Genomic DNA, 19,298 nt, shown 5'->3' on the forward strand with positions numbered 1-19,298 from the left:
CTGGGAGAGACGCGACGACATCCACGAAGCGTTCCTCGGCCTCGCCACGTGTCTGATCACCCACCGCCACGTCCAACGCCTTTGTTAGGACCTCTAAGCGCGGAGTAAGCGGACGGCGTCCCAGGACCTGGGGGACCAGCGTTTCGGGAGCCATCTCGCCATACGCTCTGAGCTGCTGAAACAAACTTTCGTTCAAGCCCTTCTGGGGCCTCTGCCTCGTACGCCGGTTGTCCGGCGCCTGCCATCTCACGCGGACGGCGCGGGCGCTGTTGCGCAGTGCTGCGAGGGTGCAAGTGTGGCGGTATGTGGGGTCGATACGTTTCCACTCGCAGCCCGCACGAGTTGGCCCCGCCCTTTCAGGTGCCCGACGTGCCGACGCAGGAGATGCTCACTCCGAACTGGAATGTCGCCCCGACCGACGACATGTGGGCGGTCCGTGAGCGCGCACCCCGCGGTGAAGAAGACACCGACATGGTGCGGTGGAAGCTGCGGTCGCTGCGCTGGGGGCTGGTGCCGTCGTAAGCGAAGGACGTGAAGGTCGCCGCAGGGATGATCAACGCGCGCGTGGAGACGGTTCACGAGACAGGGCTCGTTCGCTTCGGAACGGGGCCGACGCCGACGGCCGTGGTGGGCGACAGGCCTTGTGTTGGGGAAGAAGAAACAGAACACGATGAAGGCCACCGTTATCGCCGACGACCAGGGACGCACGTTATGGGTCGATGCCCTGCGAACTGGACGGATGCACGGTGCTACCGCCGCCCGCAACGAAGGCACCGCCGTCTGCTTCCAACAGTTTCGTGACGTCGAGGTCCTTCCTGGACGACGGTTGTCCCATGGCTTCGCCGCGTCATCCTGGGCAGGCGGTGACTCCGCCGAGGAAAGGCAACAAGATCAGCCCGACGGAGGTCCTTGAAGCCCGGCGTCGAGCCCGCCACCGGCACTCCTCACAGAGCATCACCGGGCCCCATTGACGGAGCGGGTTGAGTGATGGGGAGGGATCCGAGAGCCCTGGCATGAGCGGATCCACCCTCAACCCCCACGACCCGGCACGCACGGTCGGCGGCTCCGTTGGTGGGCCTGCCGCGGCGGTCGCCGCCCACCTCACCGCAGCCCACCTCACCGCCGCCGACCACGGCGCGACCGTGCCGTTCGCTGCGCGTGCCGGCCCACTACTGCGGGGAACGGACTGGGGCCGACTCACGGACTCGTTCCGTCCGGCGGTTGAGGGTCCGCTGAGGCGGTGCCGGGTCAGGCTCAGCTGAGTTCGATCAGGCCGAGTCGGACCGCTTCTGTGACGGTGCCGGCGCGGTTTCCCGTGCCGAGCTTGCGGTAGATGCGGACCAGATGGGTCTTGACCGTGGCCTCAGCCAGATACAGGGTGCCGGCGATCGTCCGGTTGCTGTGTCCATGAGCCAGGAGCCGGACGACCTCGATCTCGCGCTCGCTCAGCAGTGGGCCCGGCGCGGTCGGATCGCCGACGAACTGTGCCGCGGCCTCCGGTGCCAGCGCCATGCCTCCGGCCGCCGCGGCCCGGACGGCGCGGAACAATTCCTCGGGCGGCCCTGCCTTGAGGACGTATCCGCGCGCGCCGGCCTCCACAGCTCGCAGGACGTCGGCCTGGTGGCCATGGCTTGTGAGTATGACGACCCGGGGAGGGGCGGGGGTGGCCAGGATCCGGCGGGTCGCCTCGATGCCGTCGATGACGCTACCTGCCGCGCCGGTGTCCGACAGCCGGAGGTCCATCAGCACCACATCGGGGCCGAGTCGTTCCACCTGCTGCACCGCGTCGGTGCCGTCGCCGGTCTCGCCGACGACGGTGAAGCCGGGTTCGCTCTCGAGGAGGGCGCGCAGGCCGGCTCGTACGACCGTGTGGTCGTCCACGATCACGATCCGCAGCGACGGGCTGGAGGTCTCGCTCATCGCGTGCCCACCGGGACTCGGTCCTCGGCTCGCAGGGCCGCCCGGACGCGGGTGCCGTGTCCGGGCGTGCTGTCGATGCTGAATGTGCCGCCGAACACACCCAGTCGGTCACGCGCCGCGGCCAGTCCGAATCCGCGACTGTTGCCGGTGGGCTGTAGCGCCGTCGAGTCGAATCCCACTCCGTCGTCCAGGACCTCGACGGCCGCGGTCGCCGCGTCGCCGTAGGCCAGGGTGACGCGTACGTGCTGGGCCCGCGCGTGTTCGCACGCGTTGGCCAGAACGCTCTGTGTCACCCGCAGCAGGGCCACGGCCTGGTCTGTCCGCAGGGAGCAGGGCTCGTGTTCGGTACGGAAGGTGATCGTGGGCGCGCCGGCGGCGGAGCCGGTGCGGGTGCACAGGTCGCGCAGCGCCGCCTCCAGGCCGTCTCGCGCGAGCAGGGGTGGGGTGAGGTCGTCGATGATGCCGCGGGTCTGCGCGAGATGCTCGCCGAGAGCTTCGGTCACGGCCCGCACCTGCCGTCGGGCGACGTCGGGGCGGCGGTCCCAGTCCCGGTCGGCGGCCTGGAGCAGCATGCGGCTGCCCGAGAGTTCCTGGGCGAGTGTGTCGTGCAGGTCCCGTGCGATGCGGGCTCGCTCTGCGAGCCGCCCGGCCTCTCGCTGCTGTCGCGCCAACTCGTCCCGTGTGGTGGCGAGTTCGCGGGTCAGCCGCTGCTGGGCGCGGTAGAGGAGTACGGTCGCCCACAGGGCGGTGACCGGTGGTGCCAGCACATCGGGGTCGAAGCCGCCGCCGGCTCGCTGAAGGGCGGAGACCAGCAGCGCGGTGAGGACACCGAGCGCCGTGGCCCGTGCCGCGCGAGTGGGCATGCGCAGTGCCAGGACGGCGAGCGGTAGGGCCAGCCACGCGTACCCGAAGGTGAGCTGTGCCGGGAGGCTCCAGGCCACCCAGAACCACAGCAGCAGGAGGAGACCGAGCCAGGCCGGTCGCGCCCAGCGCTCCAGCCGGTCCCACCGGGCCAGCCCGGCCGCGTACAGCAGGGCCAGCGCGGCCGTGGGCGGCGCGATGCGCCAGCACAGCTCGTGGTTCAGCTCGAAGAGCCGCACGAGGGTGCCGGCCACGGCGACCAGGAACACCAGGTGTGGGAGATTCCGTGCGGAGCCGGATGGCCGACGTACGGCGAGCGCGGTGACGGGCACGGCTGCGGCTCCCTGGGGCGGGCCGGGCGGAAGTGACAACAGGTCAAGAAGTCTAAGCCGTAACCTGTTTGATCGCTGTAAACGCCCCGGTGGTGCCGTGCCCGCGCTGACGTCAGCTTCCCGGGTGCAGCCCGAGCCAGCCCGGCGACGGATCGCCCTTGACCTCGCCGAAGTAGAGGGAGAACGTCTGCCGCAGCCGCTCGGCCGCGGCGCGGTCCTCCATGAACCTGGGGAAGCCGTCGACGTGGGCGTTCGGGAACTCCCACACCGGCTTCAGGCCGGCGTACGGCGTGACGTCCGTCCGCACCGACCAGCCGTTGCGGCTGGCCGCCTGGCGTTCCTCGGAGAGCTGCCAGTTCACGTACAGCTTGGCGGCGGCGGGGTGCGCCGCCTTCTTCAGGATCGCGGCCCGTTGCCCCCAGGCCATGAAGGGGTGGTCGCCGCTCGGCAGGACCCACTTCACCGTTGTCGAGGTGGAGATCGCGCTGCCCCCCGCGCCCACTCCGATGGTCTTCGTCTTGCCGTTGACCGCGGCGCCCGGGGTGTTCGTGCCCCGGGCGAACTGGGGCTGCTGCGCGGCGAACTTCGCCACCCATTCCCAGCCGTACTTCTGCTGGTAGAGGGAGTAGAGGTACAGCACCGCGTCGTCGTCGTTCGGGTAGGAGGAGGCGATGGCGCCCTTCCAGCGCTCGTCGAGCAGGTCCAGTGGCGTCCTGGGCGCGTTCGCCCCGGCCGCCTGGATGTCGTACATGAAGCTGAAGGCGATGACGAACAGCGCCGTCCATGTGCCGTCCGGGTCCTTGAAGCCCTGGTGGATCTGTGAGAAGCCTGCGGGCTTGTAGCGCAGCAGTTTGCCCTCGCGCTTCCAGCGGGTGAAGTCCTGGAGCGTCTGCAACTGGACGACGTCGGGGACCAGGGTGTCGGTCGCGAGCTGGTTGTCCACGCGGACGTCGTGGTACTTGCTGTAGTCCACGGAGACCGTCAGCGGGATCTTCGGGAAGCGGGCGGCCCAGTCGGTCCGTAGCCCGGCTGCCTGGGCGTCGACGTCCCCGCCCTGGTAAAGGACGAGCTTGCCGCCTTCGGCGATGGCCGCCTCGTAGAGCTCGTCGAGGGACCGAGTCTCCTCGCGGACACCCGCCAGCGGGGCGCCGACGGACTCAGCCGCCTGAGCGTTGGTCGCGACGGCTGCGGCGGCACCGCCGAGAGCGACACCGGCTCCGGTGGTGAGCAGCCGCCGCCTGCTGAAGTTACTGGGCATCGTGGGGGTCCTCCTGCTGGTTTCGCCGCCGGATTCCGTACGAGGCGGCGCACCAATCCTGCCGATGAACCGCGTTGTTCCGCGTCGTCCGAAGGCTGTCTCCGGGTTCCATCGTTCGGTTGAACGGTCACGGTGGGTGCCGTCGGAAGGGCGCGAGCAGTTTCGTTGTTCCGCTGAATGTTTCGGTACCAGGTGAAGGCTCCGCTGAACGCCTGCACGCGGTGCTGGCCGAACTCCACGACGAATGGCAGGTCTTCGACCGCCGCCACCTGTCCGAAGCCTCCATGGCCGAGCTCTCCACCACCACGCCAACCGAACCCGAACCCGAGACCACCCCACAACCGGAACCGAAACAGCTGCCGTGACCACACCACCCCGCGGGACATGACCCGCGGGCGTGCGCTCACGCCTTCGCCGTCGGCGACGGGGTCTCGGGTTCTGGTAAGCCCTGGCTGAGGGGCGCCGGACGCGATCCCCGCGGCCGCCGTCCAGGTCGACCCCGACGACTGCGCCCACGTCGGGGCCTACTTTGTCGTGAGGTCGAGGTAGAGGATTTTGGCGGCTTTGCTGATCGAGCCGGGCATCACGTGCGCACACGGCTAGTTACGTTCTGGAATTGGATCGGGCGGTCCCAGGAAAAGATCGAACAGGCGCGTCAGGACTGGATGGAAGGCACACGGTTCGGTGAGGTGAAGGGGTACGACGGTGCTCCGCTGCCCACTCCGGAACCGCCCGACGCGGTTGGAGCCGCGGGGCAGAGTGCGCTGACCCGCTGGATTGGGGTCGGCGGTTCCTCCGGTCCCCCTGGGTGCGACGGATCTCGAACATGGCCGAAACCGGGGTCCTGTCGTGGTGTTCCCTCGGGTAACACTGGTCTCGCAAGTTGCTTGAGACTTGGACAATCTCTCGATGATTGGAAGAGGCATGCGCCTGACGTCCCCCCACGACCGCACGCGCCGCACGGTCCGTTCCGCTTCGCTGGCCGCCCTGCTCGCCCTCACCGGCGCCCTCGTCGCTGCGCCCACAGCGTCCGCAGCCCCCACGGCCTCACTCACCGCCGACGTTCCGATGGCAGCCAGGGGCGCCGGGAACTCCGTTGTGTATTTCGGCAGTCTCCGGATCGACGACGGCACCTCCGTCACCTGCGTGAACACGACGAACGCCAGCACCTCAGGCGGCAACGGCCGGATCATATTCGCCACCAACTACAGGGTCACCACGGGCGTCACCTACGGCGTCTCCGCCTGGGAGACCGGCAACTGTGACTCGGGCGGGGGGCAGTCCCTCGGCGGCGTGACCGTCAAGCCCACGGCCGCCGACGTCTCCAGCGGTGTCTACAACATCAGGATCCCCTAGGCCACGACCTGCTGACCGAGGAACTGATTGCCTTCAACACGGTCGCCACCGGTGCGGACGACCACGGGACCTTCTCGGTCGAGGTCACCGACGGGGAGGGTGAGCTCCTGCGGGTGCGCGACGACAGTCGCAAAGACAGGTGGGGCGGCAGGATTCTGCCGGCGGCCGCGGACGTGCACTCGTTCAAGTCGCTGGTCGCAAAGGGCCGTTCTGGTCAGTCGTAGGCGTGCTGGTCGCAGCCACTCCTTGATGGCTGCGACCAGCACGGTCACCTCGCGGCGGAAGGCATGGCCGGATGACGACCCGTCAGCGCACGGTCATCCGCACCGGAAGCAACGGGTACGTGTACGGCGTGTCCGTGCCGACCGCGAGCGCGGCCGTGTAGATGCCGGCGGTGTCCACCGCTGTCCCGCCCGCATCCAGCCGGACGGTGACGGTCAGGCGCTGGCCGGGGGCGAGCGTATGCGTGACGGGTGTGGCGGACAGCCAGCGGACGTCGGTCGCCGGGACGCAGCTGTCGAGGCCTGGCAGCTGTTCGACGTTCGCGTGGGCGTCGAAGACGCTCGGTGCGCCGCCCACGCGGTAGAACCCGCAGGCGCCACCGGCCCGGTAGAGCGGCGTGGTGGCGGCGGGCAGGGCCGTCCAGGTGCGGGCGGCCGGGTCGTAGGCGTAGCCGGCGCTGGTGACGGCGCCGAGCAGGTTGCTGACCCCGCCGGAGAGGAGGAAGCGGCCGTCGGCGGTGGTGGCGGCCGAGGCCCACAAGTCGATGGGAAGGTCGGTGATCGGAGTCCACGCGGCGGTGGCTGGGTTGTAGGCGTAGCCGTGCCGCGTACCCTCCACCACGGTGGTGCCGCCCGCGCAGTACAGGATGCCCGAGGCGGCGCCGCAGCCGAGCCAGGAGATGGCCTCGGGGTAGGGCGTGGTGGTGGCCCAGGTGTCGGTGGCCGGGTCGTAGACCTGAACTGCGTTGGCGCCGGTGCAGTATCCCTGGCCGCAGCCGCCGACCAGGTACCACTTGCCGTCGAGCGTGGCGGAGGCCGCTGCCGCGTACCCGGCGGGCACCGGGGCGGCGGTGGACCAGGTGCGGTGCTGCGGGTCGTAGACCTCGGTGGTGGTCACGGTGCCGCCGTCCGCTGTCCAGCCACCGGTGACGTACAACTTGCCGTTCAGGAAGGCGGACTGGGGTGACTCACGGGGGGTGGGGTGACCGCCGGGGATCGCCGTCCAGGCGGCGGTGACGGGGTCGTAGACGTAGCCGCCGGACAGGACGGAGGTGCCGTCGGTGCCGCCGACCGAGTAGACGCGGCCGTCCGGGCCGGTGGCGACGGCGTTGTCGATGACGGGGGTGGGGTAGTCGGCGAGGGAGGTCCAGGCCGAGGCGGTGGGGGTCACATCCGTGGACGTGGACGCGGACGTGGACGCGGAAGGGGTCGTCGGCTTCGTCTTCGCCTTCGTCAGCCGGTCTGGGGTGTAGTCACCGGGGACGTACTTCGGAGCTGCCGCGCCGGCCGTCTTCGCCGTCGGGATGTCCCCGGACCGCTCGGTGAGGCTGACGGTGAGCGGGGCCGAGCCGGTGTTGCGCAGGGTGAACTGGGCGGTGGTGGCTTTCCCCTTGCGTACGGTCTTGTCGACCGCCGCCGGGCTGATCGCCAGCTGTCCGGCGCGCAGCACCGCGTCGAGGCGGGCGGCGTGGTCGGCCTTGACGTTCACCTTCCTCGTCGCCGTGGTGTAGTGCTCGGCGCTGAACGCCACCTGCTGACGGCCCGTCCGCGGCGCGAAGCGTACGTACGAACCGTCGCCCGCCGTGGTCGCCGTGGCGCCGGTCCTGCCGCTCACCGTCGCACCGCTCAGCTGCCGGCCGGTGTTGCGGTCCGTCACCGTCCCGTACAGCAGCGCGCCCGGCACCGGCTTGCAGGTCATGCCGCCGAAGGCGACGTCGTCGACCTGCCAGTAGTAGGCGTAGTCGCCGTTGTAGCGGAACCGCACCTGGACGGTGGACTTCCCCGCCGCGTCCGGGAGGGCGATGCTCTGCGTCCCGGGGCCGGCGGAGTCTGTGTCGCGGTGCCAGACCGTGGACCAGGTCGTGCCGCCGTCGACGCTGAGGTCGACGTCGGCCCTGGAGTCGTCGTCGAACGGCTTGTAGAAGGTGCCGAAGCGGACCGCGGGCGTGTCGTGGCCGGTCAGGTCGAGGACCGGGGAGAGGAGGGAGGTGTTCTGCCGGTCGCCGTAGTAGCCGCTGTCGGCGATGGCGAAGTCGCCCGAGCCGCCGGTGAGGTTGCCGCGCCCGGCCGGGTCGTCGAAGCGCCAGGTGTGACCGCTGCCGGTGACGCTCCACCCGGCGGGCGCCTGAGTGCCGTCGAAGGTCTCGGTGGCCTCGCTGAACGTCTGCTTGTAGCCGGGCGCCACGCAGGCGGCCGCGTCGACCGGGATGCCGAAGTCCTTGCGGCCGGCCTTGGCGCCCACCGTCAGGTCGGCCGTCGTGACCTGGTAACCGGTGTAGACCGGGTCGACCTGCAGGGTGTAGGTGCTGTTGGCGGGCAGTTCGAGGGTGTAGCGGCCGGTCGCCGGGTCGGTGTACGTCCGGGTGGACGGCTCACCGGTGACCTGGATGCCCGCGGAGAGCGGCCAGCCGTGTCCGGAGCCGTCCCGGATCCGACCGCTGACGGTGACCAGGGGCTGGGCGGTGAGGGTGAAGTCCCGGGCCACGGTCGCGTCGTCGCCGACCCCGACGGCGGCCGGTGTGGTGCTGCCGTAGCCGAACTTGGAGGCCGTCACGTCGTACGTGCCCGCCGGGAGCGTCATGTCGTAGGTGCCGTCGGTGCCGGTCGTCGTGGCGTTCGCGCCGGCCGTGATCCGCACTCCGGCCACCGGGCCGCCGGCGGACGGGTCGGTGACCTTGCCGGTCAACCTGCCGTACGGGCCGGTGGTGAAGGCGGCGGTGCCGTTCGGGGTGCCGAGGCCGGTGGGGCCGTCCCAGCCGGGGCCGGCGGTGCACAGATAGGCGGTGGCGCAGGTGCCGTTGGTGCCGCTTGTCACGTCGTTCAGAGCGCCGTTCGGCGCGTCGCCGGTGTGGGCGTACGGGTAGGCGTTGGGGTAGGTCTTCGCGCCCGGCGTTCCGGCGAGCGCGTAGGTGGCGGCGATGATCGGGGCGGACGCGCTGGTACCGCCGTAGACGCCCCAGCCGCGGTCCTCGTAGGTGTTGTAGACGGTGACGCCTGTCGCCGGGTCGGCGACGGCCGACACGTCCGCGTTGGCGCGGTTGGCGCAGCCCCGGTCGGTCTGGAAGGACGGCTTGGGGGAGTAGGCCGAGCAGCCGCTGCCCGCCCCGGTCCAGGCGGACTCGCTCCAGCCCCGGATCGTCCCGGCGTCCCGGCTCAGCGACGTCCCGCCGACGGCCGTGACGTACGGGAGCGTGGCCGGGTAGCTGTTGCCGTAGCCGTTGTCGCCGGTGCTGAAGGTGATCGCCACGCCCGGGTGCTTGTAGTAGTCGTCACCGGGCAGGTCGCCGAACGCGCTCTCGCTCCCGCCCCAGCTGTTGGAGACGTATGCGGCGCCGAGCGCGACCGCCGTGTTCTCCGCCTCGCCCAAGCCCTCGATGGACGGCTCGTCGGCCTCGACCAGCAGGATGTGGCAGAGCGGGCAGGCGGCGCTGACCATGTCGAGGTCGAGGGCTATCTCGCCGGCCCACCCCGCGTCGGGTTGTGGGTACTCGGTGCCGCCGCGCTGGTCGGTCTTGCGGAAGCAGCCGTTTGCGGTGGTGCAGGGCGGCAGGCCGAACTGGGAGCGGTAGACGGCCAGGTCGGCCTCGGCGTTCGGGTTGTCGTAGGCGTCGACGATGGCCACCGTGACCCCGGCCCCGGCAACGTCGGAAGGCAGGTCGTAGGCGCTCTGGAGGTCGGCGGGGCCCAACCCGGCGGGGGCCAGCAGGGGTTGGAAGCCTTTGCCGGTCTGCCGGACATCATCGCGGGCGACCGCGAAGCAGGCCATCTGGTTGGGTTTGTCGGGTCTCGCGCAGAGGGGGTGCGTCGGCACAGTCGAGGCCGTCGAGGCGGTGGCGGTCGTGGTGGTTGCCTCGGTGGTGGTGGTGGTGGTGGTGGTGGTGGCGGCGGCGGTGGCGGTGGCGGTCTGGGGGAGTGTCCAGACCAGTGTCATCAGGATGCCGAACAGGGCGGTTAACGCGGCCAGTCGGGTACGGAACAGTCCCGCCTTGATCATCTGGGTCCTTTCAGGCCTTCATGGGTAGCAGGGAAACGATCAGGCGGGAGCGTAATTCATGTACATGTCACGTGTGTGAAATTGTGCGCTCCTGATTGATCGATTCCACAACACCCGCCGCACTGGCACCGCCGACCTGCTGATGCTCGCCAGGGCCCGGGCATCGTCAGTGGTGGCCGAGGTCGGCGCTCAGGCCTGAAAGGGGAATGGGCGGTGAGGTCGGCGCGGGACCAAGGCGGCGACTGCGGCAGTGGACCTCCCTCGACGGCCTCAGCTCTCGTCCGAGCGGCGTCACTTTGCAGGAAGGCGAGCCCGCAGCTACCCTCCTATTCAACAATGCGACTAGGTGTCTAGTTGATTAGCGATGGCCGTGTGCCACTTCCAACAGCAGCAGCGTTGACGAGAGGCGGTCGGTCCCATGTCGAGCAGTGGGTATCTGCGCTATGTCGCCCTGGGTGACAGTCACACCGAGGGGCTCGGTGACGGCGACGACGTCCGTGGTCTTCGGGGCTGGGCGGACCGGCTCGCCGAGGAGGTCGCCGGCCACAGCCCCGGCCTGCTCTACGCCAACCTCGCGGTGCGCGGCCGTAAGGCCGGTCAGGTGCGCGCCGAGCAACTGGCTCCGGCTCTCGCGATGCGGCCCGACCTCGCCACCGTGGTGGCCGGGGTCAACGACGTGTTGCGCCCGGGGTGCGACCTCGATGAGGTGGCCGACCATGTTGAGGCGATGTTCGCCGCCCTCACGGCGCAGGGCGCCACCGTCGCGACTCTCATGTTTCCCGATGTCGGGCGTATCACGCCGTTGGCCCGCCCGATCGGTCACCGTGTTCTCGCACTCAACGCACGCATCCGGGAGGCCGCCGACCGCCACGGCGTGGTGGTGGCGGAGACGGCCGCGCACGCGGCGGCGACCGATCCGCGGTTGTGGAGTGCTGACCGGTTGCACGCCGGCCCGCTGGGGCACGCGCGCATCGCGGCTGCCGTGGCCCAGGCGCTCGGTCTGCCGGGCAGCGACGACAAGTGGACCCTGCCCCTTCCGGCCGAGGGGGCTGACATCTCTGCCTGGAGGACCGTGGGCGCCGAAGTGCGCTGGGCCGGCACCTTCCTCGGCCCTTGGCTCGGCCGCCGCCTGCGTGGCCGCTCCTCCGGCGACGGCCGCCAGGCCAAGCGGCCGGCGCTGCTTCCGGTGGCTGCGTCCGCCGGGGACACCTCCTCAGCCGTATGAGGATCCGCCCGCGACGAAGCCGGCGGCTCCTCCTGCTGCACTTCTCTCTTCCTCGTACCGGAGCTGGAAATGAGTAATGCCCACCCCTTCCGCGTCCTGCGCGCGAAGCGTCTGTGGACCGTCAACGGTGTGATCGTGGGCTTCGTGGCACTGCTGTTCACGGTGTTCTACGTCGGCGCCAACGTCGACCCTGCCGGTCACCTGCACAAGCTGCCCGTCGGCCTGGTCAGCGCCGATGAGGGGGCGAAGGTCGGCGGCAAGCAGACCGACCTCGGTGCACAGATCACCCAGTCGATCAAGAAGTCGTCCCAGGGCGGAGACAGGATCGACTGGAAGGTGATGGACGAGGAGGAGATGAAGGAGGAACTGGGCAAGGGCAAGCTGTTCGGCGCGCTCGTCGTGCCCCGCGACTTCACCGCCACCGTCGCCGCCCTCACCGGCCCCGAGGTGGGCGGCAAGCCCGTCCGCCCGGCACTCACCGTGCTGACCAACCAGTCCGCCGGCAGCGTGGGGTCGAGCATGGCGCGGCAGGCCACGACGACGGCCGCGCAGTCGGCCTCCGCACAGGTGGGTGAACAGCTGACCGCTCAGGCCCAGGCCGCCCAGTCCCAACTGCCCGCTGCCGCGCGCCTGCTGCTGGCCGACCCGGCCGTGGTGCAGATCGAGGACGGGCATCCGCTCGACTCGCACAGCGGCCTCGGTCTGAGTGCCTTCTACTACTCCCTCGTCCTCGTCGTCTGCGGCATGCTCGCCGCCAACGTCATCAGCGGCCAGGTGGACCACGCCCTCGGCTACACCCACAGCGACATGGGCCCGCTGCGGGTCCACAACCCGCTGCTGCGCGCGACCCGCGTCCAGACCCTGGCCATCAGCAGCACGCTCATGATCGGCCTGTCCCTGCTCATGGGCAGCCTGGCCCTGGCCGGTGCGGTGGGCATCATGGGCATGGACGCCTCTCACCTGCCCCTGCTGTGGCTCTTCTCCGTGTGCACGATCGCGGTTGTCGGCATCGGCGGGCTCGGACTGCTCGCTGTGTTCGGCACGCCGGGGATGCTGTTCATCACGATCTTCTACATCGCCATGGCGGTACCGACGTCCGGCGCCACAGTCCCCCTCCAAGCCCTCCCCGGTTTCTACCGCGCCCTCGGCGAGTTCGAGCCCCTGCGCCAGATCACGGGCGCCGTCCGTTCCATCCTCTACTACGACGCCCAGGCCGACGCGGGTCTGACCCGGGGCTGGGTGATGCTGGGTGTGGGACTCGCGGTCGCCGGCCTCTTCGGCTTCGGCGTGACCCGGTTCTACGACCGCAAGGGACTCCATCGCATTCCCGCCGACGAGGAACCGCAGCCGCTCCTCGCCCGGGCATAGTCCGAGCACCGGTGAGGGGTGGAGCTGGTCGCCCGAGAGGCCGCGAACAGTGACCGCGGCGACGGACTTCGACGCGGTGGTCATGGGCGCGGGGCCACGCCGATCGGGCTTGACGTCCACTCAGCCCGGATCCACCGGCTTGATGCCGGCCCCACCCTTCACCTGCCCGAACGTTGGCCCTGGAGCGAGGACTTCACCCAGCTGTTCAGCACGGTGCACGCACCGCCGCCCCTCTGACGCTCCCTGACCGACCTGCCCGAAAGGGCCGAGATCTGTGGACAAAGTGGAAGAGCTGGGCAGACCAGCGGCCACCCATGCCCGAATCCGCAACTCAGCCCCAACACGGCCTGCCCGACCCCGAGACGATCAACCGGGAATCAGGCCGGTGAAACCGGCTCAGATCGCCTGGGGCTTGTAGGAGCTGGGTTCGCACAGGGCGACGCGACCGAGTACTGCAACGGTGCTTGTTCTGAGTGCTGGGCAGTTCAGGGGCTGTGTCCGCGTCGTTTGTAGTGGCTGATGCGGGCTTGGTGCTGGCGTCGTCGGCGCCAGGTTGAACAGTGCAGGATCTGGTCAACCGGTGCTGGTCGGCGGTTGGCGAGGCGGGCTATCAGGCGTCGGATTTCGGCGAGGCTGAGGTGGATGAGCTGGGAGGATCCGTTTCTGCTTTGTCCGTGTCCAGCTGTTGGGCCCGCAGGACGGTCAGGCAGGCGTGGGCGGCCATGGCCAGGGTCATGTGGCGGTGTCAGCCGGGGTAGCGGCGGACCTGGTAGTCGTCCAGGCCGCATTCCTGCTTGGCGGTCTGGAAGCATTCCTCGACGGGTGTGGCTCCTTTCGAGGGACCGGCATGCCTCTTGTTCCCGCAGTGTGTGTCAGGCTCGGTAGGGGTCAGGGTTTGGGCGTTGTTCGTTCTGATAGCGGGCCAGGAGGTCGTCGGGGTAGTTGCTGAGTTCCTCGGGGCTGGCGTGCAGAAGGTCATCCAGCGCATACCGCTGCGTCTCCACCCTGACGTGCCACGAGTGCTGGCCCCGGATGGACACGGTGATTTGTTCCAGGTGTTCCCGCAGAGCGTCGCGGGTGTGGCCAGGCAAGTCGCGCCGGGTCAGGTCCTCCTCGAACAGGGCACGCTCTCGCAGGAACACAGCCATCTGGTCGTCGGCCATGGCGCCGACGGTGTCGAAGGCTTCCTGGTAGGAAAGCTCGTCGCGGGCCCGGAGCAGGCCGACCGCGTTGTGCTGGTAGCCGGTGAACTCGTCGCGTACCGCGCCGAATACGTCGTTGACGAATGCGATCTGCAGCGCGGCGGCCCGCCGGAGGCGGAACAGCGCGTCACTGTTGCGGATGCTGTCGGGAAGGAACCGCATGAGGCTCGTCTCGCCCAGGTCCCACATCCACAGCATCCCCACCGAGTAGACACGCCGGTCCACGTGCTGGCGCAGGTTCGGGGTACGGCCGAGCCCGTCCAGGCGGGCCTCTTGGACGTAGGTGTGGAAGAACTGCTCGATGTGGTGGACGAACATCGCATGCCACGGTTGGGGCCCCAGCCGGGATGTCCGTGCGCACAGGTCGCTCAGTGCTTCCGTCAGAGCCGAAGGAACCGACGGCTGTTCGCCGTGCAGGATCGCGCAGAAATCGGCGATGGCGGCCTCCCGGGCCTGAAGCCGACGGAAACGGTCGTCCTCGTCCAGCTGGTCGTCCACCCGGAACGCCCATCCGAGCCAACTGGCATACAGAGTCAGCAGGTCCGCGTCCGCGCGCGTCCAGGTGATCGCCGCTGACAGATCCGGCAGACTGAGGCGGGTTCTCTGCCGTGCCCGCTCGGTGGATACCAGGTCATAGTGATCCAGCCACTCCCACATGGCGCGGCTCGCCTGCTCCAGCGACGGATTGCATTCATAGGGGAGAGGGATATGGAATTCGGGAATCCGGGCTGCGCCCTCGGGTGTCTGCACCACAGACCGCCTTCCATGGATACCCGCCTTGGAAAGGCTACCCGGCCACCGAGCGAACAATGCTCTGGCCAGTCGAGTGGAGCTCTCCGGCGGACGCGGGGCGGTGCTGAGCTGCCGGTCTGTCGAGCAGGGCTGTCGTCAGGTCGTCGTCCTCCTACCGTGGTGATGGAGGAGGCGACTGTGATGGGCTCGTTGGTCGAGGAGCTGGAGGCCCGGGAGGCGGCTGCCCGGGTGCGGGTGGAGGAGCTTGAGTCGCAGATCGCGGAGTTGACGGCGCGGCTGGAGGCCGAGCGGGAGACGTGGTCGCGGTTGCGGGTGACGCGGGAGACGGTGGCCGAGGTGGTCGCGGAGATGTCCGGTTCGGACGGGGCGTCGGTCGCAGAGCACCCGGTGGAGTCGGCGGCGGCTGGGGAGCAACCGGTGCGGGTGGTCGGGGCGATCATGGTGCCGCACTGGCGGGAGGGACTGCCGGTGGATGCGCTGCCGGATGTGTACCGCGACATCGTGGAGGTGGTGGCGGACGCGTCGACTCCGATGCAGGCCAAGCAGATCGTGCCGAGGATCGGACTGCCGGCGGTGACGGCGAAGATCGAGGGGACGCGGGGGAAGCTGAAACGGCTGGTGGAGCGGGGCTGGCTGAGAGAGGACCAGCCCGGACTGTTCGCGCTCGCTCACCGGACCGCCGAGGCGGGAGGGCGAACTCCCTGAATGACAAAGGCTCTTCTTTCTACCTTTGTAGGTGCCAACCAGAACAAAGCGCAGAAAGAAGATCGCGATGGAACCCTACGACGCCTTTGATGCCATCGGTGAGTTCGCTGCCGCAGTTAGCGCCTTCGGCTGTCTGCAAGGCGACTTGGCCGACCCCGCGACCGTACGGCTGGCGCATCACGAGGTGGAAGATCTGATCGAGGAGCGGGGCCGTGAGCTGCTGCGGCTGTTGTTCCAGGGTCATCTCGACCTGCGGGCCCGCCGGGAACGCGAACAACCCCGCCCGACGGCCATGGTGGTGACCGGTGCGGACGGGCAGAGGCGTCCGTATCGGGAGACGGGCCATCACCGCGAACTGGCCTGCGTGTTCGGCACGGTCACCGTCGAGCGGTGCGCCTGGCGGCAGAAGGGGCTGCCCAGCGTCCACCCCGCAGACCGGGCCCTGTCCCTGCCTGCCGGACGGCATTCGCACGGCCTGCGCCGCCTCGCGGTCGCCGAGGCCGTCCGCGGCTCCTACGACCAGGCCAAGGCGGCGATCGAGAGGCGGTGCGGGAAGGTGCTGGGCAAACGTCAGGCCGAACACCTGGTCGTTGCCGCGGCCCGGGACATCGACGCCTTCTACCAGCGTCAGATCCCGCTGCCGGCGACTGCCGACACCCTCCTGGTCCTGCAGTTCGACGGCAAGGGCATTGTCATGAGGCCCGAGGCGCTGCGGCCCGCCACCCTCAGGGCCCACCGGGCCGCCCGGCGGACGATGCGCACCCGGCTGGCTCCGGGCGAGAAGCCGCACCGCAAACGGATGGCCACTCTGGCCTGCGTCTTCGACGCCAATCCAGCCCCCCGCCGACCGCACGACATCTTCGCCCCGGCGGACGGCCGCAGCCGCAGACGAACCCCCCGGCCGGGGCCGAAAGCCTCCGCGAAGTGGCTAACCGGCTCAGTCGTCCACCCGCCCGAGCACACCGTCGCTGCCGCTTTCAACCAGGCCGAGGCCCGCGACCCCGGCCACCTGCGCACCTGCGTCGTGCTCGTCGACGGCGCCCGCCACCAGCTTGACCTGATCCACGCGGAAGCCGACCGGCGCCGCAGCCGAGTACACGTCCTGCTCGACATCGTGCACGTCAGCGACTATGTCTGGACCGCAACACACGCCTTCCACTCGCCCGCCACCACCGACGCCGAAGCGTGGGTCGCCGGCCACCTGACCACGCTCCTGCACGCCCAGGCCGCCCGCGCCGCAGCCGAGATCACCGCCCAGGCCGACCGGGCCCACCTGCTCGGAGCCAAACGCGAGGCCGCCGACGCCTGCGTCGGCTACCTCACCGGCCACCTCGACCAGCTCGGCTACGACACCGCCCTCGCGGCCGGCTGGCCCATCGCCACCGGCTCGATCGAGAGCGCCTGCCGCCACCTGATCGGCGACCGTCTCGACATCACCGGCGCCCGGTGGGGCCTTGACGGCGCCGAAGCCATTCTCAAACTCCGCGCCCTGAACGACAACGACGACTTCCAGGAGTACTGGCACTACCACCTCGCCCGGGAGCACGAACGTCTCTACCCCGCCCCGGACCAGCACAACTACCAACTCACGGCCTGACCCACGGACTTCCCAGAGCCGGAGCTACACCCTTCCTCGACTGCCCAGCGGCTGCCCGCGATGCGGTGTCGGCTTACTCCTCAAAGTGCTCAGCCACGTACAAGTGAACGTGCCCAGTCGAGTGCCTTATCGGCGGAGCAGACGGCCAGGGAGTGTCGCACCGTGCGCCTGCCAGTAGACGGGCGTGTCAGAAACTCGCGTGACGCGGCTACGAGCTTTTGGCATGATCGCCGAGTTGTCCTACCGTGCCCGGTTCTGGAGGAACACCACGGCTATCAACTACGAGCTCGCTCCGGCCTGGCTGCCGTGGTCTGCCGTCGATCCCGATCCCATCGCCTTCACCTGGGACGAAGCGGAGGCATCCGAGATCACCACGGTGATCGCCTCGATGGTGCCTCCTGACGATGCCGGGTGGGAAGAGAAACATCGCTTCACCACCGAGGTCACGGCGCTCCTGGCCGCCCGATACGGCCGGTGGACCTGCGGATGGCATTGGGCGGTCGGCGAGGGTGGTGGTGGCGGTGTCGTCACCCACTGGTGCTGCAACTCCCACTCCATAGGTAGGCCCGCAGCAACGGCCGCCAAAGTGGTCGCGTCGCTGCTGGAGTGGCGGGACTGGCTGGAGGAGCTGGCGGAGCGGTTCGAGCAGTTGGCTCCGCCCGCCGGAGCGAATGCCGAGGATCACAGCTGGCACCTGGAACGGGCGGCCACCCGACTCGTGACCGTGGTCATGGACCGTACTGGTGCCGAATGCGGCTGGTACGGCCTCTGCCACACGGTGCTGACGTGGTTCCTCTCTTCCACGGGCATGGGGACGGAAGACGCGAAGAACGCGGTCGACACCGCGATCGGTGGACGGTTCAAGAGCTGGACCGTGCCGTCGCGGACCCTCATCGACGCAGTGGGAGAGGATCTCGCCGTAGACCTGACCGGAGTGCAGCCCTACCGTGAGCGCTGACGCCCTGGCCGCCTGGGTCCAGGTCAGGAACCAGATCGACTGGACTTCCGCGGCCGGTGAGGTGCCGGCCCCGGTCGAGCCCATCGTGGACGGCCTCACCACCTGGTGCGGGGAAGGAAGTCGTTCCTCGGACCCCGATCGAGGCCGCCGACTGCTCGCGGCGCTGGTTCAGTCGCGCACAGACGCTTCCCACAGGCGCCCTCTCACCTGCACGCTTCTGACCGGATGGCAGCAGTTGGTCCTTGGCATGCCTGAGGTCCGGTTCCGACGAGGCGACGCCTTCGCCAAGGGCGGCCGGGAACGCTACGCCCTGACACCACACACCCAGCGCGACTTTGAGCAATGTCTGCGCGACAGCGCCGATCCGCGAGTCCCCCTGGCCTCCCGCGCGGCCAGGGCCTACCTCGACGTGGCATTCTTTCACCCCTTCCCGGATGGCAACGCCCGCCTTGCCATGCTCACCCTCGCCTACGTCCTGGAGTGGGAAGGAGTCCGACTGGACCAGGTCGGCCCCTTGCAGACCACGCGCTACGCGGACGACGACGCCGGGGCAGCAGACCTGGCCGCCCTGGTCTTCGTCCTCATCCGCGCGACCCGCCAACGGGCCACCAGGTTCCCTCACTGAGGCAGCAGCCTTCCTCCAGATTCTCCTGATCAGTCCTACCGGAAGGTGAGCACGTACATCCGTACCCGGCTGAGCACGTTCATGTGTACGCCGACATGCGGATCAGCTCGTCCAGCGTCGTGTCGGCGGGACAGTAGGCGATGTAGTAGGAGATCTCCTCGGGCCTGCTCACGCTGCGGCGGGCAAGAACCCAGTGTCGGCGGTCCTCGCGGTGCCAGGGCCGCACTTCGACGCGTGCCCAGTCGAAGATCCGCCGGCCATGGGCTCCTTCACCGCAGGAACGGCGTTTCCATTTCTGCCGGGGCAGGCCGGGGCAGGCCGGGGCAGGCCGGGGAACAGGTCGTGGACGGCGTGGTCGATGGACCAGCGGGTGACGACGGTGTCATGCCGGGTGGTGGCCATGACGTGGAAGACATCGGCCTGCTCGAGCTCGAAGCGCCAGCCCTTGCTGTAGCCGTAGGCGGCGTCCGCCGTGACCCAGGCGAACGGGATCTTGTCGGCGATGGCCCGGCGGACCATCGCCTTGGCCATAGCCACCGCCGAACGGATGCCCTTCTTCAGGAACCCGGTGTCATCGACGATCAGGACGGCATCGCTGTCTCCGAGGTGTTCCACCACGTAGTCGCGCACGTCGTTCAGGACCTCGTCGGCGTCCCGCTCGATCCGGTTCAGCAGCCGGTGGATGCGATCGGGCCCCGCGTGCCCGGCCTCCTCCGCCAGCGTCCAGTCGTCCTTGCGCTGCAGCGGCGCAACCAGCCCACGCATGTAAGCCAGCGCCGACTGACGCGGCTCCTCCCGGTTGAACCGGTGCACGAACCGCTCATGCAGAGCACCCAGTTCACCCGCCCACAACCTGACATCAGCACGGTCCCCACCCATAACCACACCAACGACCGGGCTGGCCAGCAGTCACGGCAAAGACC

At 69.4% G+C, this 19,298-nt stretch carries 14 protein-coding genes and 5 pseudogenes; 12 read left to right on the plus strand and 7 right to left on the minus strand.

Annotation, left to right across the window (positions count from 1 at the left end; translation table 11 throughout):
• Positions 1–303 precede the first annotated feature (303 nt).
• The 3 genes and pseudogenes from ACZ48Z_RS28035 to ACZ48Z_RS28045 all read left to right on the plus strand — a co-directional run bounded on the left by ACZ48Z_RS28035 (position 304) and on the right by ACZ48Z_RS28045 (position 1,262).
• A complete protein-coding gene (locus ACZ48Z_RS28035; protein ID WP_468738669.1) occupies positions 304–522 on the plus strand; it encodes an SOS response-associated peptidase family protein in 219 nt (72 codons plus the stop codon).
• Positions 523–620: 98 nt separating this feature from the next.
• Positions 621–968, plus strand: a pseudogene (locus tag ACZ48Z_RS28040) (transposase family protein); the annotation flags it as partial.
• 45 nt (positions 969–1,013) lie between these two features.
• Positions 1,014–1,262 carry an amidase family protein gene (locus ACZ48Z_RS28045; RefSeq protein ID WP_468738670.1) on the plus strand — a complete coding sequence of 83 codons (249 nt, stop codon included), beginning with the start codon at positions 1,014–1,016 and terminating at the stop codon, positions 1,260–1,262.
• On the opposite strand, the gene ACZ48Z_RS28050 is transcribed toward ACZ48Z_RS28045, so the two are convergent.
• From ACZ48Z_RS28050 to ACZ48Z_RS28060, 3 genes are all read right to left on the minus strand, one after another.
• Entirely contained in the window at positions 1,255–1,920 is a 666-nt protein-coding gene (locus tag ACZ48Z_RS28050) for a response regulator transcription factor (protein WP_468738671.1), read from the minus strand. The genes ACZ48Z_RS28045 and ACZ48Z_RS28050 overlap by 8 nt on opposite strands.
• Positions 1,917–3,113 (minus strand): sensor histidine kinase, encoded by a 1,197-nt coding sequence (locus tag ACZ48Z_RS28055; protein WP_468738672.1) that lies wholly within the window; start codon positions 3,111–3,113, stop codon positions 1,917–1,919. The genes ACZ48Z_RS28050 and ACZ48Z_RS28055 overlap by 4 nt, the downstream gene beginning before the upstream one ends.
• Before the next feature lie 112 nt (positions 3,114–3,225).
• Complete coding sequence (locus ACZ48Z_RS28060) at positions 3,226–4,371, minus strand: ABC transporter substrate-binding protein (protein WP_468738673.1); 1,146 nt, start codon at positions 4,369–4,371, stop codon at positions 3,226–3,228.
• A 209-nt stretch (positions 4,372–4,580) separates the two neighbouring features.
• Between ACZ48Z_RS28060 and ACZ48Z_RS28065 the strand changes: the two are divergent.
• The 3 genes and pseudogenes from ACZ48Z_RS28065 to ACZ48Z_RS28075 form a co-directional block, all read left to right on the plus strand.
• A pseudogene (locus ACZ48Z_RS28065) lies at positions 4,581–4,736 on the plus strand (IS256 family transposase); the annotation flags it as partial.
• 234 nt (positions 4,737–4,970) lie between these two features.
• Positions 4,971–5,139 (plus strand): annotated as a pseudogene (locus ACZ48Z_RS28070) (pirin family protein); the annotation flags it as partial.
• A 156-nt stretch (positions 5,140–5,295) separates the two neighbouring features.
• Entirely contained in the window at positions 5,296–5,727 is a 432-nt protein-coding gene (locus ACZ48Z_RS28075; protein WP_468738674.1) for a hypothetical protein, read from the plus strand.
• Positions 5,728–6,033: 306 nt separating this feature from the next.
• On the opposite strand, the gene ACZ48Z_RS28080 is transcribed toward ACZ48Z_RS28075, so the two are convergent.
• The gene (locus ACZ48Z_RS28080) at positions 6,034–9,942 is read right to left on the minus strand and encodes a carboxypeptidase regulatory-like domain-containing protein (protein WP_468738675.1); all 3,909 of its coding nucleotides are present in this window, start codon (positions 9,940–9,942) and stop codon (positions 6,034–6,036) included.
• Positions 9,943–10,360: 418 nt separating this feature from the next.
• On the opposite strand from ACZ48Z_RS28080, the gene ACZ48Z_RS28085 reads away from it, so the two are divergent.
• Positions 10,361–11,167, plus strand: coding sequence for an SGNH/GDSL hydrolase family protein (locus ACZ48Z_RS28085; RefSeq protein ID WP_468738676.1), 807 nt, complete (start codon positions 10,361–10,363; stop codon positions 11,165–11,167).
• A gap of 69 nt (positions 11,168–11,236) precedes the next feature.
• A complete protein-coding gene (locus tag ACZ48Z_RS28090) occupies positions 11,237–12,535 on the plus strand; it encodes a DUF3533 domain-containing protein (RefSeq protein ID WP_468738677.1) in 1,299 nt (432 codons plus the stop codon).
• A gap of 610 nt (positions 12,536–13,145) precedes the next feature.
• Here the strand turns inward: ACZ48Z_RS28090 and ACZ48Z_RS28095 are convergent.
• Together ACZ48Z_RS28095 and ACZ48Z_RS28100 are read right to left on the minus strand one after the other, a co-directional pair.
• Positions 13,146–13,355: pseudogene (locus tag ACZ48Z_RS28095) on the minus strand (IS701 family transposase); the annotation flags it as partial.
• 52 nt (positions 13,356–13,407) lie between these two features.
• Positions 13,408–14,490: a terpene synthase family protein gene (locus ACZ48Z_RS28100; protein ID WP_468738678.1), complete on the minus strand. Its 1,083-nt coding sequence runs from the start codon at positions 14,488–14,490 to the stop codon at positions 13,408–13,410.
• A 180-nt stretch (positions 14,491–14,670) separates the two neighbouring features.
• Here ACZ48Z_RS28100 and ACZ48Z_RS28105 point away from each other — a divergent pair, with 180 nt between their 5' ends.
• The 4 genes from ACZ48Z_RS28105 to ACZ48Z_RS28120 all read left to right on the plus strand — a co-directional run bounded on the left by ACZ48Z_RS28105 (position 14,671) and on the right by ACZ48Z_RS28120 (position 18,375).
• Positions 14,671–15,195 (plus strand): hypothetical protein, encoded by a 525-nt coding sequence (locus ACZ48Z_RS28105; protein ID WP_468738679.1) that lies wholly within the window; start codon positions 14,671–14,673, stop codon positions 15,193–15,195.
• 67 nt (positions 15,196–15,262) lie between these two features.
• Positions 15,263–16,792 (plus strand): ISKra4 family transposase, encoded by a 1,530-nt coding sequence (locus ACZ48Z_RS28110; protein WP_468738680.1) that lies wholly within the window; start codon positions 15,263–15,265, stop codon positions 16,790–16,792.
• A 223-nt stretch (positions 16,793–17,015) separates the two neighbouring features.
• Positions 17,016–17,750: a hypothetical protein gene (locus tag ACZ48Z_RS28115; RefSeq protein ID WP_468738681.1), complete on the plus strand. Its 735-nt coding sequence runs from the start codon at positions 17,016–17,018 to the stop codon at positions 17,748–17,750.
• Positions 17,751–17,997: 247 nt separating this feature from the next.
• Positions 17,998–18,375 (plus strand): Fic family protein, encoded by a 378-nt coding sequence (locus ACZ48Z_RS28120; protein ID WP_468738682.1) that lies wholly within the window; start codon positions 17,998–18,000, stop codon positions 18,373–18,375.
• A gap of 91 nt (positions 18,376–18,466) precedes the next feature.
• Here the strand turns inward: ACZ48Z_RS28120 and ACZ48Z_RS28125 are convergent.
• Positions 18,467–19,254: pseudogene (locus ACZ48Z_RS28125) on the minus strand (IS701 family transposase); the annotation flags it as partial.
• Positions 19,255–19,298 lie beyond the last annotated feature (44 nt).

It is taken from the genome of Streptomyces sp. NPDC031225 (genome assembly GCF_055570355.1).

Excerpts from the sequence above, each read along its gene's own strand:
- ACZ48Z_RS28035 (WP_468738669.1), top strand. The coding sequence starts at position 304 with ATGTGGGGTCGATACGTTTCCACTCGCAGCCCGCACGAGTTGGCCCCG.
- ACZ48Z_RS28045 (WP_468738670.1), top strand. The coding sequence starts at position 1,014 with ATGAGCGGATCCACCCTCAACCCCCACGACCCGGCACGCACGGTCGGC.
- ACZ48Z_RS28110 (WP_468738680.1), top strand. The coding sequence starts at position 15,263 with ATGGAACCCTACGACGCCTTTGATGCCATCGGTGAGTTCGCTGCCGCA.
- ACZ48Z_RS28105 (WP_468738679.1), top strand. The coding sequence starts at position 14,671 with ATGGGCTCGTTGGTCGAGGAGCTGGAGGCCCGGGAGGCGGCTGCCCGG.
- ACZ48Z_RS28080 (WP_468738675.1), bottom strand. The coding sequence starts at position 9,942 with ATGATCAAGGCGGGACTGTTCCGTACCCGACTGGCCGCGTTAACCGCC.
- ACZ48Z_RS28090 (WP_468738677.1), top strand. The coding sequence starts at position 11,237 with ATGAGTAATGCCCACCCCTTCCGCGTCCTGCGCGCGAAGCGTCTGTGG.
- ACZ48Z_RS28085 (WP_468738676.1), top strand. The coding sequence starts at position 10,361 with ATGTCGAGCAGTGGGTATCTGCGCTATGTCGCCCTGGGTGACAGTCAC.
- ACZ48Z_RS28075 (WP_468738674.1), top strand. The coding sequence starts at position 5,296 with ATGCGCCTGACGTCCCCCCACGACCGCACGCGCCGCACGGTCCGTTCC.
- ACZ48Z_RS28115 (WP_468738681.1), top strand. The coding sequence starts at position 17,016 with ATGATCGCCGAGTTGTCCTACCGTGCCCGGTTCTGGAGGAACACCACG.
- ACZ48Z_RS28060 (WP_468738673.1), bottom strand. The coding sequence starts at position 4,371 with ATGCCCAGTAACTTCAGCAGGCGGCGGCTGCTCACCACCGGAGCCGGT.
- ACZ48Z_RS28050 (WP_468738671.1), bottom strand. The coding sequence starts at position 1,920 with ATGAGCGAGACCTCCAGCCCGTCGCTGCGGATCGTGATCGTGGACGAC.
- ACZ48Z_RS28120 (WP_468738682.1), top strand. The coding sequence starts at position 17,998 with ATGCCTGAGGTCCGGTTCCGACGAGGCGACGCCTTCGCCAAGGGCGGC.